Origin of the sequence: Salinimonas profundi, from assembly GCF_014750655.1 — a bacterium.
Classification (GTDB): Bacteria; Pseudomonadota; Gammaproteobacteria; order Enterobacterales; family Alteromonadaceae; genus Alteromonas; species Alteromonas profundi_A.
Map to the genome: position 1 here is coordinate 1 of NZ_JABBXD010000009.1, position 20,505 is coordinate 20,505.

Annotated in this window: 17 protein-coding genes; 9 read left to right on the plus strand and 8 right to left on the minus strand. The window is 46.3% G+C overall.

Features of this window, described 5'->3' with window-relative positions:
* Nucleotides 1-407 precede the first annotated feature (407 nt).
* Together HHX48_RS14130 and trmA are read left to right on the plus strand one after the other, a co-directional pair.
* Entirely contained in the window at nt 408-872 is a 465-nt protein-coding gene (locus HHX48_RS14130) for an RNA recognition motif domain-containing protein (RefSeq protein ID WP_191026086.1), read from the plus strand.
* Nucleotides 873-1,048: 176 nt separating this feature from the next.
* Nucleotides 1,049-2,152, plus strand: a complete 1,104-nt coding sequence (gene trmA / locus HHX48_RS14135; RefSeq protein ID WP_191026087.1) for a tRNA (uridine(54)-C5)-methyltransferase TrmA — start codon at nt 1,049-1,051, stop codon at nt 2,150-2,152.
* A 12-nt stretch (nt 2,153-2,164) separates the two neighbouring features.
* On the opposite strand, the gene fabR is transcribed toward trmA, so the two are convergent.
* Nucleotides 2,165-2,764, minus strand: coding sequence for an HTH-type transcriptional repressor FabR (gene fabR, locus HHX48_RS14140; protein WP_191026088.1), 600 nt, complete (start codon nt 2,762-2,764; stop codon nt 2,165-2,167).
* A 207-nt stretch (nt 2,765-2,971) separates the two neighbouring features.
* Here fabR and HHX48_RS14145 point away from each other — a divergent pair, with 207 nt between their 5' ends.
* The 5 genes from HHX48_RS14145 to sthA all read left to right on the plus strand — a co-directional run bounded on the left by HHX48_RS14145 (nt 2,972) and on the right by sthA (nt 9,946).
* Nucleotides 2,972-4,099 (plus strand): acyl-CoA desaturase, encoded by a 1,128-nt coding sequence (locus HHX48_RS14145; RefSeq protein ID WP_191026089.1) that lies wholly within the window; start codon nt 2,972-2,974, stop codon nt 4,097-4,099.
* Between the two features lie 229 nt (nt 4,100-4,328).
* Nucleotides 4,329-4,802 carry a hypothetical protein gene (locus HHX48_RS14150; RefSeq protein WP_191026090.1) on the plus strand — a complete coding sequence of 158 codons (474 nt, stop codon included), beginning with the start codon at nt 4,329-4,331 and terminating at the stop codon, nt 4,800-4,802.
* Nucleotides 4,700-6,580, plus strand: coding sequence for an EAL domain-containing protein (locus HHX48_RS14155; protein WP_191026091.1), 1,881 nt, complete (start codon nt 4,700-4,702; stop codon nt 6,578-6,580). The genes HHX48_RS14150 and HHX48_RS14155 overlap by 103 nt, the downstream gene beginning before the upstream one ends.
* Nucleotides 6,581-6,589: 9 nt before the next feature.
* A complete protein-coding gene (locus HHX48_RS14160) occupies nt 6,590-8,458 on the plus strand; it encodes a sensor histidine kinase (protein ID WP_191026092.1) in 1,869 nt (622 codons plus the stop codon).
* Between the two features lie 57 nt (nt 8,459-8,515).
* Nucleotides 8,516-9,946: a Si-specific NAD(P)(+) transhydrogenase gene (gene sthA / locus HHX48_RS14165; RefSeq protein ID WP_191026093.1), complete on the plus strand. Its 1,431-nt coding sequence runs from the start codon at nt 8,516-8,518 to the stop codon at nt 9,944-9,946.
* A 60-nt stretch (nt 9,947-10,006) separates the two neighbouring features.
* On the opposite strand, the gene HHX48_RS14170 is transcribed toward sthA, so the two are convergent.
* The gene (locus tag HHX48_RS14170; protein ID WP_191026094.1) at nt 10,007-10,318 is read right to left on the minus strand and encodes a pyridine nucleotide transhydrogenase; all 312 of its coding nucleotides are present in this window, start codon (nt 10,316-10,318) and stop codon (nt 10,007-10,009) included.
* 112 nt (nt 10,319-10,430) lie between these two features.
* Between HHX48_RS14170 and HHX48_RS14175 the strand changes: the two genes are divergently transcribed.
* Nucleotides 10,431-11,027 (plus strand): uracil-DNA glycosylase family protein, encoded by a 597-nt coding sequence (locus HHX48_RS14175; RefSeq protein WP_397541088.1) that lies wholly within the window; start codon nt 10,431-10,433, stop codon nt 11,025-11,027.
* Here the strand turns inward: HHX48_RS14175 and HHX48_RS14180 are convergent.
* Nucleotides 11,024-13,249, minus strand: a complete 2,226-nt coding sequence (locus HHX48_RS14180; protein ID WP_397541095.1) for a bifunctional diguanylate cyclase/phosphodiesterase — start codon at nt 13,247-13,249, stop codon at nt 11,024-11,026. The two genes, HHX48_RS14175 and HHX48_RS14180, sit on opposite strands and share 4 nt — an antisense overlap.
* Nucleotides 13,250-13,409: 160 nt before the next feature.
* Between HHX48_RS14180 and HHX48_RS14185 the strand changes: the two genes are divergently transcribed.
* Nucleotides 13,410-14,291: a TIGR03899 family protein gene (locus tag HHX48_RS14185; protein ID WP_191026096.1), complete on the plus strand. Its 882-nt coding sequence runs from the start codon at nt 13,410-13,412 to the stop codon at nt 14,289-14,291.
* Nucleotides 14,292-14,295: 4 nt separating this feature from the next.
* Here HHX48_RS14185 and HHX48_RS14190 read toward each other — a convergent pair whose 3' ends face one another.
* The 5 genes from HHX48_RS14190 to HHX48_RS14210 all read right to left on the minus strand — a co-directional run bounded on the left by HHX48_RS14190 (nt 14,296) and on the right by HHX48_RS14210 (nt 20,433).
* Nucleotides 14,296-15,042, minus strand: a complete 747-nt coding sequence (locus tag HHX48_RS14190) for a phosphoadenylyl-sulfate reductase (RefSeq protein ID WP_191026097.1) — start codon at nt 15,040-15,042, stop codon at nt 14,296-14,298.
* A complete protein-coding gene (gene cysI, locus HHX48_RS14195; RefSeq protein WP_191026098.1) occupies nt 15,035-16,753 on the minus strand; it encodes an assimilatory sulfite reductase (NADPH) hemoprotein subunit in 1,719 nt (572 codons plus the stop codon). The genes HHX48_RS14190 and cysI overlap by 8 nt, the downstream gene beginning before the upstream one ends.
* Nucleotides 16,753-18,570, minus strand: coding sequence for an assimilatory sulfite reductase (NADPH) flavoprotein subunit (locus HHX48_RS14200; RefSeq protein WP_191026099.1), 1,818 nt, complete (start codon nt 18,568-18,570; stop codon nt 16,753-16,755). The genes cysI and HHX48_RS14200 overlap by 1 nt, the downstream gene beginning before the upstream one ends.
* 111 nt (nt 18,571-18,681) lie before the next feature.
* Nucleotides 18,682-19,437, minus strand: coding sequence for a TIGR04219 family outer membrane beta-barrel protein (locus tag HHX48_RS14205; protein ID WP_191026100.1), 756 nt, complete (start codon nt 19,435-19,437; stop codon nt 18,682-18,684).
* Between the two features lie 3 nt (nt 19,438-19,440).
* A complete protein-coding gene (locus tag HHX48_RS14210) occupies nt 19,441-20,433 on the minus strand; it encodes a DUF2333 family protein (protein WP_191026206.1) in 993 nt (330 codons plus the stop codon).
* Between the last annotated feature and the right edge of the window lie 72 nt (nt 20,434-20,505).

The window sequence follows — 20,505 nt, forward strand, 5'->3', positions numbered from 1 at the left end:
CTTAACGAGTGCCCACACAGATTGTCTTGTTATAAATTGTTAAAGAACATTTTGCTTCGTTTCTCCCCGAAGCGGGATGCGCATTCTACGCAATCGGCAGTTAATGTCAACACTTAATTTAATTTATTTTCAAAAAAAGTATTTAGATTTTGCCGGCTCCGATTTGGCTGCTGCCCTCTCGAAACGTGGGGCGCATTCTACATGACAAACGCATACCGTCAACCCCTTTTTTATGTTTTCAGCCTACTTCGTTGCATAAGTCGCTCAAACGGTCGTTTTCAATACAAAACCCGCTCATAAAAAAGTCTTTCGTGCATAAGTTACACATAAAGTTGTTCTAATTGTTTCAAGTGAGTAAACTATGTACAGCCTCCAAGTATTATCAATAACAATTTTAAGGAAGGTTTATGAAAGTTGGCTTTATCCATTGCGCTGTTATCAGCGTAGTATTTGCTGCAGCCGGGTATTTTGTTATCTCGTCTTCTGACATGGAAATCAGTTTACCTTTGTCTGTTGCAGCATCCTTGCTTATTAGTGGCATCGTTACGCCATGGCTGGCATCACTAATAAGCGGAACATCTTCTTCTCAAGAGGCCCCCGGGGCCGTTTCAAAAGAAACAGCAACCTTATATGTGGGAAATCTGCCTTATAAGGCAAATGAGGAAGCCGTAAAGGATTACTTTAAAAGTTTTATTAATGTGCAATCTGTCAGATTAATGAAAGATCGTCGAACCGGTAAACGTAAAGGTTACGGTTTTATTGAAGTCATTACTGATGATGTCGACTCCGCCATTGATGAGCTTAATGATAAGGTATTTCTTGAGCGAACACTGAAAGTGAGGCATGCCAAGGAAAAAGGCGACGCTGAATAGCAGTTTCAAAGACCCGGCCCAGTCCGGGTTTTTTATTGCGTACTGATCGCTGTTATCAATTCATACACCATTTTCTATACTTGCTACCTGTATAGATGCAAACTCATTGCAGTCACGAATAATCCAACTACAATGCGCGACCTTAATCCTTTACCGGCATAATGCGGAGACGTTTCATGGCGAACCAGTCACAACCATCAGCACAGATGACTTATCATCAGCAACTAAATGAAAAGACTGAGCGACTGCAATCACTGCTATCAGACTTTGACGCACCAGAGGTTCACGTGTTTGCGTCTGATGAAGTGCACTATCGCATGCGCGCGGAATTCAGGGTATGGCATGATGGAGATGACCTGTACCACATCATGTTCAATCAACAGACTAAAGAAAAGTATCGTGTTGATAATTTTCCTGCTGCCAGTGAAACCATCAATGAAGCAATGACGGTGCTCATTGAAAAGTTGAAGTGCAATGCTGTTTTGAGAAAGAAGCTTTTCCAGATTGACTATTTAAGCGGCCTGAGTGGAGAGCTGGTCATTAGCCTGCTTTACCACAAACCTATTGATGAGCAATGGCATGAAGAGGCTAAAAAGCTCAGAGATACCTTATCGGAGCACTTTACTGTCAGTTTGATTGGGCGGGCACGCAAGCAAAAAACCGTTGTTGGTGATGACTTCATTATTGAAGCGTTACCCGTTAACGGCACCACGTATTACTTTAAACATATCGAAAACAGCTTTACGCAACCCAATGCGAAGGTCAATTGCAAAATGATTGAGTGGGCACTGGAAGTGTGCGGTAACAATCAGCGTGATTTACTGGAATTGTATTGTGGCGCGGGCAATTTCTCTATTCCCATGGCTAACCAGTTTCGTCACGTCATCGGTACAGAAATCGCAAAGCCGTCGGTGGCTGCGGCGCAGTACAATATTGAGCGCAACAATCTGGACAATGTAAAAATTGTGCGCCTGTCAGCAGAAGATTTTACCAGCGCAATGCGCAAAACGCGTACTTTCAGTCGTCTGGAAGGTGTAGATTTGGATAGCTATGATTTCGGCACTGTGCTGGTAGATCCGCCCCGTGCAGGTTTGGATGACGAGTCACTTGCCATGATCCAGGATTATGACGATATCATCTATATCTCATGTAACCCTGAAACGCTGGCAGATAATTTGAAGATTCTCACGCAAACACACAAAATTACTGATGCAGCACTATTTGATCAGTTTCCTTTCACCCACCATATTGAGGCGGGAGTAAGGCTGACGCGCCGTTAAGATAGAGAAGCGCTATTTAGCCTGATAGGCGCGCGCGCCCATCTGAACAAAGCGCAATTGTGCTTTTACACGTTCGCCTATTTCTGTTCTGGCGTTGCCCTCTGCTTCAAGGGTGTCAGCGCCAGCACTGAAAACCAACCGCACCATCGCTTCTGCCTGCAGACCCGCAATATTGTGTTCCAGCTTTTGCTGGTCGGCGATGTAATCTGTTAACTCTTCAACAAAATGCTGGATTTCCCGGAGCACGGCCAGACGGTAAGCCGGTGATGTGCCCGTATGTTCACGTAACAGTAACCGGAATACGTTGCTGTTAGCGCAAATAAACTCAATAAAGGTATCAACCGATGTGTCAATGACACCACCACCTGATGCGATTCGGCTACGGGCTTGTCTCATTAGTTGGCGTAAGGCCAGACCGGCCTCGTCTACCAGCGTTAAACCTAACTCGTCCATGTCTTTGAAGTGTCGATAAAATGAGGTAGGTGCGATACCGGCTGCACGGGCGACTTCTCTTAAACTGATAGCAGACAAACTCCGGTTCTCATCCAGCAAAGAAAATGCGGCCTGAATAATACTCTGACGCGTTTTTTGTTTTTGCTCCTGGCGACTCACACTTTTCTCCTTCCTCGTGACGCCCTTGCATTCTAATCGAATACAGTCATTTCGTCGCCGTTACTTTGCCAAAATCCCATCGGTATGCAACCCACCTGCTCCAAACATTAAATCTCTTATACTTTTTACCGAAATTATGCTCACTGACTTTACTAACGCGCGCTAAGGATATAAATTAGCGTACACTTGTAAGCTGAGTTGTTGTTGATGAAAAAACCACCTTTAATTATCACAAATATTCTTGTATTCATTGTAACCGGCGCTATTGCGTTTATCGGTGTGCCTCTCTGGGCGGCCTATATCGGTTTCGATACAGCGGAAATTGTGACCGCTATTGTCTTGTTCTATTTTACCGGCATGTCTATCACGGCTGGCTACCATCGTCTGTGGTCTCATAAAACCTACGATGCGAATATTGTCGTCAGAGTAGTGCTCGCGGTTGGCGGCGCGATGGCATTACAAAACAGTATTTTGCATTGGTGTTCCGACCATCGTATTCATCATCGCCATGTTGATGATACAGAAAAAGACCCTTATTCTGCCAAGCGCGGTCTTTGGTTTGCGCACATCGGCTGGATGCTTCGTGAATACCAGTCGCACCGTTATGATGATTACCGCAATTGCAAAGACCTGAAGAAAGACCCGGTGGTGATGTGGCAGCATAAGTATTATTTGCCTATTGTATTGGCGAGTAACTTTGGCATTACCGGGTTACTTGGCTGGCTGAACGGCGACATTCTTGGCATGATCCTGATTGCAGGCGTGTTTCGACTGGTTATGGTTCATCACGTCACGTTTTTTATCAATTCCCTGGCGCACTTCTGGGGCAAACAGCCGTACACCGATGGCAATACGGCAAAAGATAACGGCATTCTGGCATTCTTCACCTTTGGCGAGGGCTACCATAATTACCATCATATTTTTGAATACGATTACAGAAATGGTATTCGCTGGTGGCAATTTGATCCTACAAAATGGTTAATTCGGGGTCTCTCATTTGTCGGCCTGACACATAATTTGCGACGTGTACCCGAGGAGCGTATTCGTAAAGCCCGCGCTGCAATGCAGTTTCAAAAAGCCAGCGCCAGAGTGTCTCAGTTGCCTAATGCTGATGAAGTATTGCAAAAAATTCAGTCCGAATACGATTTGTTGATTCAGAAAATGTCTGAATACTATGCCGCTAAAAAGCGCTTAATGCGTGTCAGACAAAAATGCCTCAAGCGCAGTGTAGAAAGACTTGAACTCGACTACACCTACAAGGAGCTGAAAGCTGCCTTTTCTCTCCAGCAAGAGAAATGGCTGCGAGTGCAGCAGCTCAACTTTTCCCTTTGTTAAATAAAAAACGCAGCCACTGGCTGCGTTTTTTTGTACCGACTTGATTTATCTTATTGCGCGTACTTAAAATTCATGGAACCGCTGCGGTTCGTTCTAATCTCTACATTAATGATTAATAATTTGATATTTTTTACTTTTCAACGAAACTTATGAATATCGGATATCACCCGAATTTGTAGTGTTTCCACTGCAAGTGAAGCACGGACGAAATTTTTAGGCAGGGTTATCAATGAGTGAAGAGCAATTATTCGAATTTGTTGATGAACAAATTGAATTATCGACAAATCAGAGTGATGCGGCCCCCTGGATTGTTTTGAGTGTAGAGGATGATCCCGGCTATCAACAGTCATTACTCAATGGCTTAACAGCACTGAGTGTCAGAGGGCGGCCCGTAAAGTGTATTACCGCCAACTCCGCAACGTCCGCTGCAGCGATTATTGCTGAGAGAAATGACATTGCTGTTATTCTGCTGGATGTAGTGATGGAGCGGGACGATGCAGGCCTCTTCCTGATTAGTACTACCCGCAATGTACTTGGCAATAATGAAGTCCGTATTATTTTGCTGACCGGACAGCCGGGAATGGCGCACGCATCGATACAATGCGTGACTTCGATGTTGATGAGTACTGGAACAAGGTTGATCTTACCGAAGACAAATTACGCACTATCGTTAGCAGCAATATCCGCACATGGCAGTCAATGACGGAACTAAATGTTGCTCGTCGTGGCCTGCAGATGATCGTTGATGCGTCAAAGGCCATTACCTCACGGCATAATATTGATGGGTTTACAAAAACGGTACTGGCAGAAATATCTCGTCTGATTGGTGTGCCTGAAAGTGGTGGCGTGGCGTGTGCCTATCGCAAAGCACAGCAGACTCCTGAAGAGAGCGTTATCCTCGCCGCCACTGGCGATTTCGTACGCCATGAGCAACGCTCAATCAAAGAATTGTTAGAACACTATCCCAGTGAAAAAAACGCCATCCATTCCTTATTTAGCGAAGCTGTTAGCACTACCGAACATAAGTTTGACGGCAGCTGGTCTGCACTGTATTTCAACACACAGGATGTCAACGACCATCACTATCTGTTTTTGGTGAAATCTCCGAAAAAGCTATTGCCCAGCCATATTTCGCTGCTTATGGTTTTTAGCGAGAATATCAGCAATGGGTTTATGAACATTGCATTGATGGACAAGCTATCCTCACTGGCTTTTTTTGATACTGAACTCAATGTCGCTAACAGGAACTGGCTGCAACGCCAGTTTCAGAACTCCTCCACGTTTGATCGAAAAGAAACCGTGATGGTGCTGGTAAAGGTAGATGATTTTTATACCTGCGAGATTTTACTCGGCGCAGACTATGCGCTGGAAATGCTAAAGCAGGCACTGGAGCAGTTAAGAAAAAGGCTTTCTCCGCATTTTGCGGTAGCCCGTTTAGAGGATGATACGTTTGCCTTTTTAATGCACCGTTCCAACCTGCCTGATACTGTACAGTTAGAAAATGCGACAGAGTTATCGCTGGAACTGGAGGAGATAACGCACAAATCAGAATGCTTCATTGCGGTGCTAGATGTGGCCGATATCGACGACCAGGAATCCGACAAAGCAATAAGGCTAGCGGAAGCAACATTACATGCGGGTCATCACGCGGGCTCTGCCCTGCAATACTATTCTCCGACTTTACGCGAAGAGTTGGGCGCACGCTATCTGTTGTTAAAAGAGCTTCACAGTGCGTTAAACGAAAAATCTGGTCTGAAACTTAAATATCAACCAAAACACGATTTAGAGACGGGCAAAATTATTGGGGCAGAAGCATTGTTACGCTGGCAGCATCCATTTCGCGGCGAACTCTCCCCTGGCATCTTCATTCCTGTTGCAGAAACGTCTGGTCTGATAAATAAAATCGACATGTTTGTTATGCAACAGGTTTTTAAAGATATCAAAACCCTAATCAACAGCGATATAGCAATTCCTGTTTCCTTTAATGTGTCCAGTCGTGATTTTGACTCACCATTGTTCATGGAAGCTTTCAGAGTTCTGCTTAGCGAAAAAACCATTGACCCTGCTTTACTTGAAATAGAAATCACTGAAACACAAGCCATTGAAAACTATAACATTGTAATGGATGTGCTTAAGGTTATTTCAGATAGCGGAGTTAAAGTAAGTATCGACGATTTTGGTACGGGATATTCTTCACTGGCTCATATTTCGAAACTTTCCGCCCATACGCTCAAGGTTGATCAAACATTCGTTCAACAACTTACCGGCACTGAACCTGACAATGCGCTGGCGGTTATTCGCATGATAAAAAAACTTAGTGACGAATTCAGTACTGATATTATTGCAGAGGGTGTTGAAAACGAGCGGCAACGTGACGTGCTGCTGGAAAACGGCTATCGCGCCGGACAGGGTTATCTATTTTCAAAACCCATGCCTCTGACTGAATTAAGGACGCAATTACAGCATCAGCAGAGTCACTAGCCACCGGGAATGAGCAAATTCAAGCAACTTCTCACATCACATCCTCAGATCTGGTGGTGGGTGGCAACGGTCTTTATTCTGGCATTTGTGGCAGGACTTTTTCAATTCGAAAGAAGAATAAGTACTGCCCTCACCTCGCTCAATAATGAGCATCTTAATTTACTTTCTCTGGGTAACAGCGAATTCAATCGTCAGTTAGGTGATATCAGAAACAGTACGCGGTTATTAGACACGCACATTCAAGACTTGCTAAATGAAAAGTCATCTATGCAAGCTCCACAGGCTTTACGCCGTGTGGGCGCTACGCTCGATAATATTTCACAGTTACGGTGGGTCGATCTCAATGGTCAGGAAAAAATTCGTATAAACTTTAACGACTTCTCTGCTCATCAGGTTAGTGAGCAAGAGCTGCAAAACAAATCTCACCGACCTTATATACAGGCAATTCAACAAACTTTGCCCGGCACCCTGTTATTATCCAGAATGACACTTAACATCGAGAACGGCAAAGTAGTAATACCCCGGGAACCGACCATCAGAGCCATGCTGCATACTGTACCGTCTCACCCGATGGGCGAAGGTTTTCTGGTGGTAAACTTTCGGCTGACCGAGCTGATGAGCTTTCTTAAAGGCTTATCTTCACCTAACTCCACCCTGCTTATGGCCGATGATACGCCGCAGTGGCTTATTCACCCCGCCCCTCAAAAGCTTTGGTCTGGTGATGTCGGCGGCCCACGAACCGATATCAAGGATACATGGGCAAGACTGGCCTCAAGCAACGCAGTGGCAACTTATATCGCCGACGACCAGCGAATTTTCAGTATCAGTAAACTTACTATACACCTTAGCGAGGACGAGCAACGCGTTCAGAAATTATTTTTTGTGGCGCAAACTCCCTCTCAGTTTTACCACAATCTGCGCCAACATGCGTTAGTCCCTGCGTTAATCATCGCCGCAATCATTTTGCTGATTGGCGCGATTGCACTATATCGTGAGCTGATAACATCTTATAGAATTCGCCAGTTGGGCAAAAAACTAACACACGAGAAGACCGAACTACAGCAAGCATTGGCACTTCAGGAGCGATTACGCGACGAGTTGGTGGAAATTGAAAAAATGGCATCACTGGGTATGTTGGTTTCCGGCGTGGCACATGAGCTCAATACACCACTGGGAGCTGCGATTATGTCAGTAAGCAGTCAGCAAAGTCGATTGCATGAACTTAAAACGAAAATTGAAGCCGGTTTAAAGAAATCCGCGCTGGATGACTTCCTTAAGCAAAGTGATGCATCAGCGCAACTGGCACTGACTAACCTGGAGCGGGCCAGTCAACTGATTAAGCGGTTTAAGCGACTCTCTGTAGATCGCAGCAGTGAGCACATCACGCACTTTCACCTGCTTCAAAATGCCAACGATATCATTAATGCTATGTCGCCACAGCTGAAACAAACCCCGGTCGAGATAAAGCTTGATATACCGAAAAGTATCTACCTGACCAGTTATCCGGGTATCGTGTCCCAGGTGTTGCAAAACCTGATAAATAACTGCCTTACCCATGCTTTTTCGCCAGGTCAGCATGGCATTGTTACTATCAGTGCGACAAAACATGATGATCACGTGGTTCTTACTGTGCAGGATAATGGTAACGGTATAGATCCCTTAGTTGCAGATACAATGTTTGAACCCTTCGTAACGTCGGGACGGCACAAAGGTAATACGGGACTGGGTCTTCATCTGATTCATCAGTGGGTCACACAGGTATTAGGTGGCCATATCAAAGTTGATGCGGCCGATGGCGGTGGCACACTTTTCACACTGATTCTTGCAACCAGGGTTAAGGAAGCAAGCGATAGCACGTCAGAGGCAGTAAATAGTTGATCTGGCGATACTGTAGTGCGTAAATCATGCAGTAACGTTAATAAAAGAGTGAGCGGTATGACAAAAAAAGCAGCCAGTACCAAAAAGAAGCCAACCAGCTTTAATTACGATGCGGTCGTTATTGGCACAGGCCCCGGTGGTGAGGGTGCCGCGATGCAACTTGCCAAGGCTGGCAAACGCGTTGCCGTAGTAGAACGCTATAAATCTGTAGGTGGTGGCTGTACACACTGGGGAACCATTCCATCTAAGGCGCTGCGTCACTCCGTCAGCCGGCTTATTGAATACAACAACACGCCACTATTTTCAGAGAATAATCTTAATCAACAGGTTAAGTTTGAAGATATTATGCGCCATGCCAGCGGGGTGATTCAAAGCCAGACCAAATTGCGCTCTTCATTCTATGACCGGAATCGCGTTGACTTGTTTTACGGTGTAGCCAGCTTTGAAGATAAAAATACTCTGAAGATTGCTAATAACGATGGTTCTGAGGAGCGCTTAACCACAGCGCAGGTGTTACTCGCCACAGGTTCACGACCTTATTGCCCCAGTGATATCGATTTTGACCATCCACGAATCTACAACTCTGACAGTATCCTTTCACTTAAGCATCAGCCACGCTCTATCATTATCTATGGTGCGGGTGTTGTCGGATCGGAGTACGCCAGTATCTTTCGTGGTATGGGTGTAAAAGTTGATTTGGTCAACATGCGTGACCGACTGTTATCATTTCTGGATGCAGAAATCTCTGATGCGCTCAGTTATCACCTGTGGAATAACGGCGTGGTTATTCGTAATAATGAAACCTATAAATCGGTGGAAGGCAAAGAAGACAGCGTTATTCTGAATCTGGAATCAGGCAAGCGAATGCGTGCTGATTGCTTATTGTTCGCAAACGGCAGAACCGGTAACACCGACTTGCTGAATCTGGACGCGGTGGGATTAAAAGCAAACAGCCGGGGGCAGCTTAACGTTAATGAGAATTATCAAACTGATGTCGATACCATCTTCGCCGTCGGTGATGTGATTGGCTACCCAAGCTTGGCATCAGCAGCTTATAATCAAGGCCGGTTTGCAGCCGAGGCTATGCTTGAGGGCAAGGCAAATACCGGCTTGGTTGAAGATATCCCTACAGGTATCTATACCATTCCCGAGATAAGCTCAGTGGGAAAGACTGAACAGGAATTGACCGAGCAGAAAGTGCCCTATGAAGTTGGCCGTGCACAGTTTAAACATCTGGCCAGAGCACAGATTGCATCAACTACTGTTGGCAGCCTTAAAATCCTTTTCCATCGGGAAACAAAAAAGATTCTGGGCATCCATTGCTTTGGTGAACGTGCTTCAGAGATAGTGCACATCGGTCAGGCTATCATGCAGCAGAAAGGTGATGGTAATACGCTGGATTATTTTGTGAATACCACATTTAACTACCCCACAATGGCCGAGGCTTATCGGGTAGCAGCGTTAAACGGACTCAACCGGATTTTTTGATTAACGTAAAAGCACAAAAAAACCGGTCACTTGGCCGGTTTTTTTGTAATGCGGAATAAATTAGTTTTTCGTTGTGACCCGGTTCATTGCCTGAAGTGCATCACGGTGCGCAACGATATCAATCTGCATTTTACGCGGATCGAATGTCATCGTAGCAATAGCATAATCACCACGAGATTCGCTCGCCATAGTCACGACTTTCTGTTCGGCCTCTTTGAAGCGAATATTGCTGGTGATCTGATTGGACATACACTCGCTATTTACTTCAAACGTCGTACGGTCCATGCAATCAAAAAGCTGATTTTCGTTGGATTCCGCATGCGCAATGCCTGTTGTTGTAAGCAGTGCTAGACCTAATAATGATTTACGCATGTTTATCTCCTGACTTCGTAATAACTATTTATTACTGTATGAAACAGCATACTCTGTTAACGACAAGAGATCAAACCAAGATCATAGTTTTATGACAACTTTGTGACAGCAGGTGAAATATTTGAAATACGATAAAGAAAGTTTTGAAGCCTTAATGCGTCGGGTAAGGGCCTGCACATTGTGTGAGGCTGATTTGCCTCAATCACCCCGCCCCGTGCTTGCTGCTTCAGAGCATAGCCGAATCGTTATTATCGGCCAGGCGCCAGGCATTCTTGCCCATGACAGCGCGACACCGTGGAATGATCGCAGTGGCGACCGTTTACGCCGCTGGATGGGTATCGACACAAATACGTTTTATAATGAAAAGCTTATCTCACTTATCCCTATGGGCTTTTGCTTTCCCGGCTATAAAAATGGTGCTGATGCGCCTCCCCGGAAGGAATGTGCACCGGCGTGGCATCATCAGCTACTTAGCCGCATCAACCCTTCCCTTACGGTACTTGTGGGTCGATACGCCCAGCAATTTTATTGCCCCAAATATAAAACGCTTACCGAGGCGGTGCAAAGCGAAGCACATGCCTCGCAAAGCATCATTATTACGCCCCACCCTTCCGGAAGGAACAACCGCTGGTTAGGTAAAAACCCGTGGTTCGAGTCATCGCTTGTTCCAGCGCTGCAACAGCGGGTGCAAGCATTGCTCGAAAACTAGCCTTGACGGCCTGATAAAAACTGCATCAGGTCGTCAAAAGGCATAGGACGGGCGTATAAATATCCCTGCGCCTCATCACACCCCAGCTCGGTCATATAGCGAGCCTGCTCCTGGGTTTCGACACCTTCAGCGATGGTCACCAAACCTAATTTGTTGCCAAGACTGACAATAGTCTCAGCAATAACCGCATTTTTACCCGGTACGATATCGTTGACAAACGAACGGTCTACTTTTAAGCGATCTAACGGCAAACGTTGTAAATAACTCATTGATGAAAAGCCCGTTCCGAAATCGTCAATTGCAATAGCCACGCCGTGGGCTTTAAGTGCAGCCAATGCATCTATGACAATTTGCGGTTCATCCATAACGACGCTTTCGGTAATTTCTAATTCCAGACTGCCTGACGGACAGTTATACCGGTCTAGTGCGGTTTTTACTTTTTCAACAAAGTATCTGTCGCGAAACTGTGGAATTGAGATGTTTACCGCAACCCTTAACTGTTCATAACCATTTTCACGCAGTTGACTAATGCGTCGACAGGCTTCTTCGAGCACCCACCTGCCAATATCAACAATAAGCCCGGAATATTCTGCAAGAGGTATGAATTCAGATGGGGGAATATATCCGCCTTTTCCGTCAGGCCAGCGTAACAATCCTTCCAGCCCGGCCACCCTTCCACTACGCAAGTCAATTTGGGGCTGAAACCATAACTGAAGCTTCGTATCAGCAAAATCGCTGCGCAATTTTCTGATCATACCAAGTTGAGTCGTGGTGCTTTCTTCAATCTCCGGGGCATAAAAAGCAAAGTTTTCTGTATGGTGTCGCTTAGCGCGATTTAATGCGATATTCGTTCGCTTTAAAACTTCCAGACCATGAAAACAATCGTCCTGAATTTCGCTCATACCAATAGTCACATTCAGCGGAATGCTATGGTCCAGCGCCTGAACAGATGACTGGAAAATACGATTGATGTTTTCTGGATTCACCTCATCGATGGGGCCCACAAGTGCGAAAACATCACCGCCAATACGGGCTTTGATGACTCTGTCGGTGGTCATGGATTCAAGTCGGTTGGCGACAGCCTGAAGCACCGCATTACCGATTTCCTGGCCTAAACCATCATTGATATCAGAAAAGTGACTGATATCAATTAAGGCTGCGCTGGACTCATGGTGCTCCGGAGGGTGTTGGTCCAATACATTGATGAGTTCATTGCGGTTGGGTAATCTGGTTAGCCAATCCCGAAATGCCGCGTTTCTAAGCTGATGAAACAAATGTACATTTTCATAACCAACTGAAATGCTGGAAAGAAACACCTCTAACAGCTGGCGATCGACCTCATTGAGCTCTTTTTCCATATTGACATAAACAGCGGCCTCAAAACCGGCTCGATGCAGATACAATACCGAAGTGCCATCTTCAAAGATATGCCGCTTGTAGCGCAAACATCGTTCGATATTTTCGCTTATCCCCGGATTATTCAATTGGCTAACCGGCTGATTAATCAATCTGGCGTAATTTCCGGCGGCACCGATGACAAAAATTTCCTCGCTGTCTTTGTCCCGCATCGAACCAGCTTTGGCACATACCAACCCTTCCTCATCCAACCCGATAAGTGAGCTGAGTTGCGTAACGACACCTTCGCAAAACGACTTTACAGAATGCTCTTCAAGTAAGTTCGAGGCAGAATCAATGATTTTTTGCAGCCCGATACGGCTTTGATTAATCGTAAGAATCTGCTGATAAGATCGTAACGACGCGATAACCGTTGTCACCAATTTACTGCGGGTGAGTTCTGTTTTCGTTTTGTAATCGTTGATGTCGTAATCTTTGATGATGGTTTCTTCAGGCGCGTAGCCAGGCTGGCCAGTGCGAAGAACAATCCGCGGCTCCTGTAAAGACAGCGACTCGCGCAAGTATTTGACGAGATTCAGACCTGCACTATCGGTCTCCATAACCACATCAAGCAAAATGATGGCTATTTGCGCGCCATATTCATTGAGCACATCTTTTGCCTGCTCTGCGGTGTAAGCATGCAAGAAATTCAGCTTGCGATCGTTAACAATTAAGTCCGCTAAAGCTAATCGGGTAACCGTGTGGATTTCCTCGTCGTCATCCACCACAAGTATGTTCCAGTACTGATAACTTTTGACCGGAATCGTATTATTTGTATCTTCGTCCAGGAAGACTAACTCGTCATTTTCGTAAGATTGCGTCATTATCGGAGAAATCCTTACTACCGCATTTTTTAATCCTACTCTTTGCTCAGTAAATTGCAAAGCCTTGTAAGCAATGCAATAGTGTTTACCGCGTCAAGTCGCATCTCACAGATATCAGGATTACTCGGCAAATCCCTTATAAACCGGATAAAATTATACGCTAATGTTTTCGAAACCCACTTCTGATAATTTATCTGATAAGACCAGTAACTTTACGAAACCTGGCGAAAAAACAGGCACTTCTGATTTTGTTAGTGCTGGCGCTGAAAAATTAGACAACTGGTTTATGCAATCTGGCATCGATATCAATGCGCACTCGCGCGACGTTAATCATGATGTGAATGCTGTGGAAAAAAGATTGCGGGCACAGGCGCTCAATCGCATAAATAATCTTAAACGCATAGGAAATATCGCAAAAAACGTAAGCATCAATGCTTCTTCACACAAAGAGCTGGACCCTGACTGGTTTTTCGCTTTTTTATCGCTTGCCGAAAACGTTTACAGTCCAGCAATGCAGGAATTGTGGGGGAAAATACTGGCAGTAGAGCTAAGTGCACCCGGCAGTTTTTCACTTCGAAGCTTAGAAACTATTCGGCTGTTAACTGAACGTGACGCGCAACTTTTTCGGCGTGCGGTCAGCATTGCCAGTTGGCCTGCACGCTCTGCAATCCCCAGGATACTGGTGGGCTACTACCGTCGCAGAGCGGTACTGGAAATCTTACGTTCGCAACCGCCCGGGCAACTAAACCTGTCTTCGTTTGGTTTGTCATACCCGGATTTGCTGGCATTGATTGATTTGAAGCTTATTTTTGCCAGTGAAATTGAAAGCTCGGAGCTTAAACCTGACGCGCCGGTGACTTGGCGTTGCGGCAGGCAGTCCTATTCTTTACAAGCAAAAAAGGCAGGAACAGCACTGGTTTATTACAAACTTACTTCGGTGGGAGCTGAGCTGTTTCGACTTTTTGAGAAAAAACAAACCGACGACTATTTAACCGCGCTTTTTCAGTTAATGTCGCCGGCTTTTCACGTTGAACATGATAACTAGAAAATCAGATACCATCGCCAAATTCGTGTAATCCGCATTCACGTTTGAGTCCGAAGAAGCGCGTATCCTGTTCACTCATGCCTTCCTGCAGCGATTGGGTAGTATGCCAGTCACCGATTGAGACATAACCTTGCTCCCATAACGGATGATAGGGCAGATCGTGCTCTTTGAGATAGTAATGCAGGTCTTTGTTGGACCAGTCTATAATCGGATAAAGCTTGAATTGGTCACCCACTTTTTGCAGCACCGGTAGCTTTTCCCGGCTGTCAGACTGACTACGACGCAACCCGGCAAACCAGGTGCCGGCGTTAAGCTCACTCAGCGCGCGCTGCATCGGTTCGACCTTATTCATCTGATTGTACTGCTCAAGGCCTTCCATGCCCTGCTCCCACAGCCTGCCATAACGCGCTTCCTGCCACGCTGCAGACATTGGTGCACTGTACACATGAAGGTTGAGGTTAAGACGTTTGGTCATATCATCAACAAACTGATACGTTTCGGGAAACAGATAGCCTGTATCGGTCAGTACCACCGGAATATCCGGCTGCTGCTGTGTGAGTAAGTGCAACATAACAGCTGACTGGGCACCGAAGCTCGACGATACTATCTGGGTAGCGGGCAAATTATCCATAGCCCAGGCTACCCGCTGTGCAGCAGTCAATGTTTCCAGATGCGCATTGATTGCATCCAGCTGTGTGCTGTCAGCATCCAATGTCAGCGGCTGTTGTAAAATGGGATCTGCGTTACTCATAAAAGTCTCTTGCTGAATCCACGACGGGTTTAATAATGCCGGCACGAATAACAAAGTCGCCGAACGACTCGTTTGCCTGACGTTCTTCAGACCACTGCGTAACCAGCGTATCGATTTCGGCAAATATTTCATCTTCGCCGATGTTTTCGCGATACATACGCGGTATGCGAGTACCTTCGCGATTACCACCCAAATGCAGGTTATATTTGCCCGGCCCTTTTCCGACCAGACCAATTTCCGCCAGCATCGCGCGACCACAGCCATTCGGGCAACCGGTAATCCGGAAAATAATACTTTCATCAGCAAGATCGTGTGCCGTAAGAATATCTTCCATCCGTCTGACAGCTTCCGGCAGATAGCGCTCAGCTTCTGCCATAGCAAGCGGGCAGGTAGGCAATGATACGCACGCCATTGAGTCCAGCATTTGCTGTGATGTATCAGCCTCAATCAGACCATGTTCACGGGCAAGCTTTTCGATGACGTCTTTCTGATCAGCTGGCACACCCGCAATGATCAAATTCTGATTGGCGGTTAAGCGGAAATCACCCTGATGAATTTTAGCAATTTCAAGACAGCCGGTTTTTAATGTTCGATTGGGAAAATCGAGAATACGACCGTTTTCAATAAATACCGTCAGGTGATATTTGCCATCAATGCCTTCTACCCAACCAAAGCGATCACCACGACTGGTGAAGGTATAAGGGCGGCTTTCCCCGAAAGCAACGCCAGCACGCTTTTCAACTTCAGCTTTAAAGTTCTCAACCCCTACCCGCTCAAGCGTGTACTTGGTTTTAGCATTTTTGCGGTTAACCCGGTTACCCCAGTCGCGCTGCGTCGTCACCACTGCTTCTGCGACCGCCAACGTATCTTTTAACGAAATAAAGCCAAAATCATCGGCTTTGCGCGGATAGGTTGAGGTGTCACCATGAGTCATGGCAAGGCCACCACCCACCAGCACATTAAAGCCGACCAGCTTGCCGTTTTCTTCAATCGCGACAAAGTTTAAGTCGTTAGCATGCACATCGACATCGTTTTGCGGCGGTATAACCACTGTCGTCTTAAATTTCCGCGGCAGGTAGTTATCGCCCAGAATCGGCTCTACTTCATCTTCAGTGCTTTCAACTTTTTCGCCATCCAGCCAGATTTCTGCGTAAGCGCGTGTTTTAGGAAGTAAGTGCTCGCTAATTTTCTTCGCCCACTCATACGCTTCCAAGTGCAGCTCTGACTCAATAGGATTAGAGGTACACAAGACATTACGATTTACATCACCTGCAGTGGCAATAGAATCGATACCGGCCTTGTTCAGTGTCTGGTGCATCAATTTTATTTCAGGTTTAAGCACACCATGAAACTGGAATGTTTGCCGGGTCGTCAGACGAATGCTGCCATATAAGGTGTGTTCTTCTGCAAACTTGTCAATGACCTGCCACTGATCCGGAGTAATGATACCGCCGGGCAACCGGGCGCGTAACATAACATTGTGCAGTGGCTCTAATTTTTGTTTAGCGCGCTCCGGACGGATATCACGGTCGTCCTGCTGATACATACCGTGAAAGCGAATCAGCTGAAAATTATCTGCGGTAAAGCCGCCGGTCAGATCGTCTTTCAGATCCTGCTCAATCGTGCCGCGTAAATGGCGGCTTTCTGCTTTTAATCGCTCGTTGTCAGACAGTTTGCCTTCAACGACAAATGGTTTTTTCTCATTGCTCATTAATAGACATCCTTCTGATAACGTTTGGCTTTACGTAAAGCCACCAGATAAGCCTTGGCATCTTGCTCGGACTTACCACCATGCTCCTGAATAATACTTATCAGCGCAGCTTCGACATCTTTGGCCATATACGTCGCATCACCACACACATAAAAATGTGCACCCTGCTCCAGCCATTCAAAAACCTGCGCGCCATGTTCGAGCAAGCGATGCTGAACATAGACTTTTTCTTTCTGATCCCGAGAGAAGGCCAGCGTAATTTTATCCAGTAAGCCACTTTTGACGTAACCCTGCCACTCAACCTGGTACAGGAAATCCTGGGTGAAATGCGGATTGCCGAAAAATAACCAGTTTTTACCCTGCGCGTCCTGTGCATCCCGCTCTTGCATAAACGCTCTGAAAGGCGCTATGCCGGTACCCGGGCCCACCATGATTACTGGCGTATCTGGTGATTCAGGCAATCTGAAATTATCGTTCTTTTCAACAAATACGTTAACTTCACCGCCTTCAGCCAATCGATCACATAAGTAACCGGATGCGCCACCCTGGTGACGGACACCAAACGCCTCATAATCGACATGAGCTACCGTCAGGTGTACTTCATCTTCAACTTCGCTCTGACTAGACGCGATAGAATAAAGTCGTGGCGTGAGCGTACGTAATGCCTCAACCAATGTTTGCGCGTCAATGTCGCCGGGATGATCACGAACGATATCCACAATCTGACGATCAGCCATATAGGTACGTAACGTCGCTTTATCTTCCATCAGTTCGGCCAGCGAGTCTGATTTCGTTGCCTGCTGATAGGCTTTGATGAAATTAGGGTAACTCAGCGTTAACTCAAGTTTATTGATCAACGCCTCCCGCAAAATCATCTGCGTATCAGCAACAGAAACCTCTTCGGTCCCTTCCAGCTTGGTCAGTGACAGCAACTCATCAACCAATGCTTCGCTATTGGCAAACCAAACGCCTAATGCATCACCGGGCTGATACGTTATGCCAGACTCTTCCAGGCTGATTTCTATATGCTGGATATCTTTAACAGAGTCGCGGCCAGTAATCTTTTGCGCTTCCAGCAAGGTGGCTGCAAAAGGTGCCTTCTTCGTGTAGGTCGGCTTGTCGGGCTGCGCTGCCATGCCGGTCTGTGCAGCAACTGCTTGCGCCGGCGCAGCTGCAACCAGCTCATCTTTTAGCGAAGCCACCAGCTTATCTGCAAAGCTTTCCGCCTGCGCATCATAATCGACGTCGCAATCTTCTCTGGGAATGATTGCAGTGCCACCCAGTGCCGACAAGCGACTGTCAAAGTCTTTGCCTGTCTGACAGAAAAATTCGTAGCTGCTATCCCCTAAGCCCAGCACCGCATATTTAAGATTAGGTAATTTTGGCGCTTTTTTGCCACCTAAAAATTCATGCAGTTCAATGGCATCGTCTGGCGCATCGCCTTCTCCATGCGTACTGACAAATACGACAACATGCGTTTCGCTTTTCAGCTGACGAGGCTTGTAATCTGCCATACTGACCAGCTTACTGTTAAAGCCGGCTTCTTCTGCTTTACCCTGAAAACTTTCGGCCAGCCCTTTTGCATTTCCGGTCTGTGAGCCAAAAAGAATCGTTAACGTGGGCGCTTCGCTCTGACCCGCCGGTACCGATGGCGCACTTGCCACCCCTGCGGGTGCACCCGCTATTCCGGCAATATAGCCACTAAGCCAGGTCAACTGGTCTCGGTTCAGCCCTTGCAGAGCCTGCGTAATTGCATTTACCTGTTGCTCGTTTAAAACGGCAGGGGGCGCAAAATTTTGATTGGAATCGTTTGACATAACTCGTTAGCCTTAATTTGATATGCTAAGGCTAACGAGGTTTTCGATGAAGAGAAAAGAATTATTCTTACTTTTTTATTACTGAATGTGCTTAAAACGTTACATTTTAATCTAGAAGTGCAATTCTAACCCGAAAAATGCACCGTCGTAAGACATATCCATATACACATCATCAAGATCTTCGATGTCCAGTTCAACATTGCGATACCCTAGTTGTACCGTCATATCTACCGCCAGGCTTTCGATAAATGAGTAGGTCAGAGCCAGTTGATAATCACTGAACGTGTGATCATCAAAGGACAAATAGCTGCCTTCTGCATAAGCACCTAATCCGGAGAACGGTAAGCCAAACTGAACCCTTGAGTAAGCCATAGGGATAAGGCCAGAGAAATCTGCACTGCCCTGGGTACTGCTGGCGGCATCATCTACCAGTAGCGAACCATCTACATATTTACCGTTTACACCCAGATCGAAACTGACGATGTCATTGTCGAACAATTCGTAATAAAGAATAAAATCGGTGGAGGTTAAATCAACACTGGTAAACACATTGCTATCAGCGGTGTACAAGTCACCATCAAACGTGTAGTTGGCGTCTAACTGTGTATTGCCATCGGTATCCAGTGTAGAGTGAATGACCTTTACATTGGGTACAAACGGAACCGGATGCTCAACCGCAATATATGCAGTGCCCTGCATGTCATCATCAAAATTAAAGTTGGCTGTATTCTGCGAGTCAGCAAAGCCGCCTTCCGGCTCTGCCTGCCATCCCTGGGCCCCGATATAAACGCCGGCTATCGTGTCAGCATACACCGGCGTTACTGCAAATACGCCTAAAACTGCTAAGGCTGAAATGCACTTTTTCATTGATTATCCTTGATTCATTAATTCTGTAAGTTCGATAAGCGCAGCATTAGCGCGCGAGATATAGTTTGCCATGACCAGTGAGTGATTAGCCAGCATTCCAAAGCCATCACCATTTAAAATCATCGGACTCCAGACAATTTGCTGCGTCGCTTCAAGTTCTCTGATAATCTGACGCAGGCTTACCAACGCATTTTTATCCTCCAGTACGTCGGCAAATTCAATCTCAACAGCACGCAAGTAGTGTAACAGTGCCCATGTTGCGCCTTTTGATTCATAAAAGACATCATCCAGTTTCCACCAGCTCGTGCGGATATGCTTTTCCTGCATATTCGGCGATGACTGACGTGCGCCGCGCTGCCCTGCAAGATCGGTATTCACTCTTGATGAACCAACACTGGCACTTAGCCGCTGCGAATAACTCCCCAGGCGCTTTTCAACCAGCTTTAACCATTCTCTGAGATTATCTGCACGGGTGTAGAACTGACTTTCTCCGCGCGAAGTATTCACAAGTTCAGCGCGGTACTTATAAAGCAAGTCAATGCCCTTTTGATAGCTGGATTCAGCAGCAGGGAACATCCAGGCTTCATTATCCATATTCAACTGGGGAACGGCCTTGGCGATGTAGCGGTTTTCGATGGACTGAGACTGAGAGCGGGAAAAGTCTTTGCGCATTGCCAGAGCAAGGTCACGGGTCATTTCCAGCACGCCAAACTCCCAGCTTGGCATATTATCCAGAAACACACCCGGCGGCATCATATCGTTGGACAGGTAGCCTCCCGGTTTATCGAGCAGCGTTTCGGTGACCATTATCAGACTGGTGGTCATGGTATAGCCGGGTATCTCAACGTGTGCCGCTTTTTCCGCCTGTGCGGTCACCCTTTTTTTAACATTAAAGGTGTCAGGCGACAGGCTCCAGTACCACCCCACCAGCCAAAATAATACAAACAGCAATACCGCTGCTGCCCCAATCCACTTTGCGTTAAGATACTGTTTGATAGCCAATGTTATATTCCTTATATATCAGTGATGCCCGTAGCAATAACGTCAATTCAACGTTGTTGTTACGGG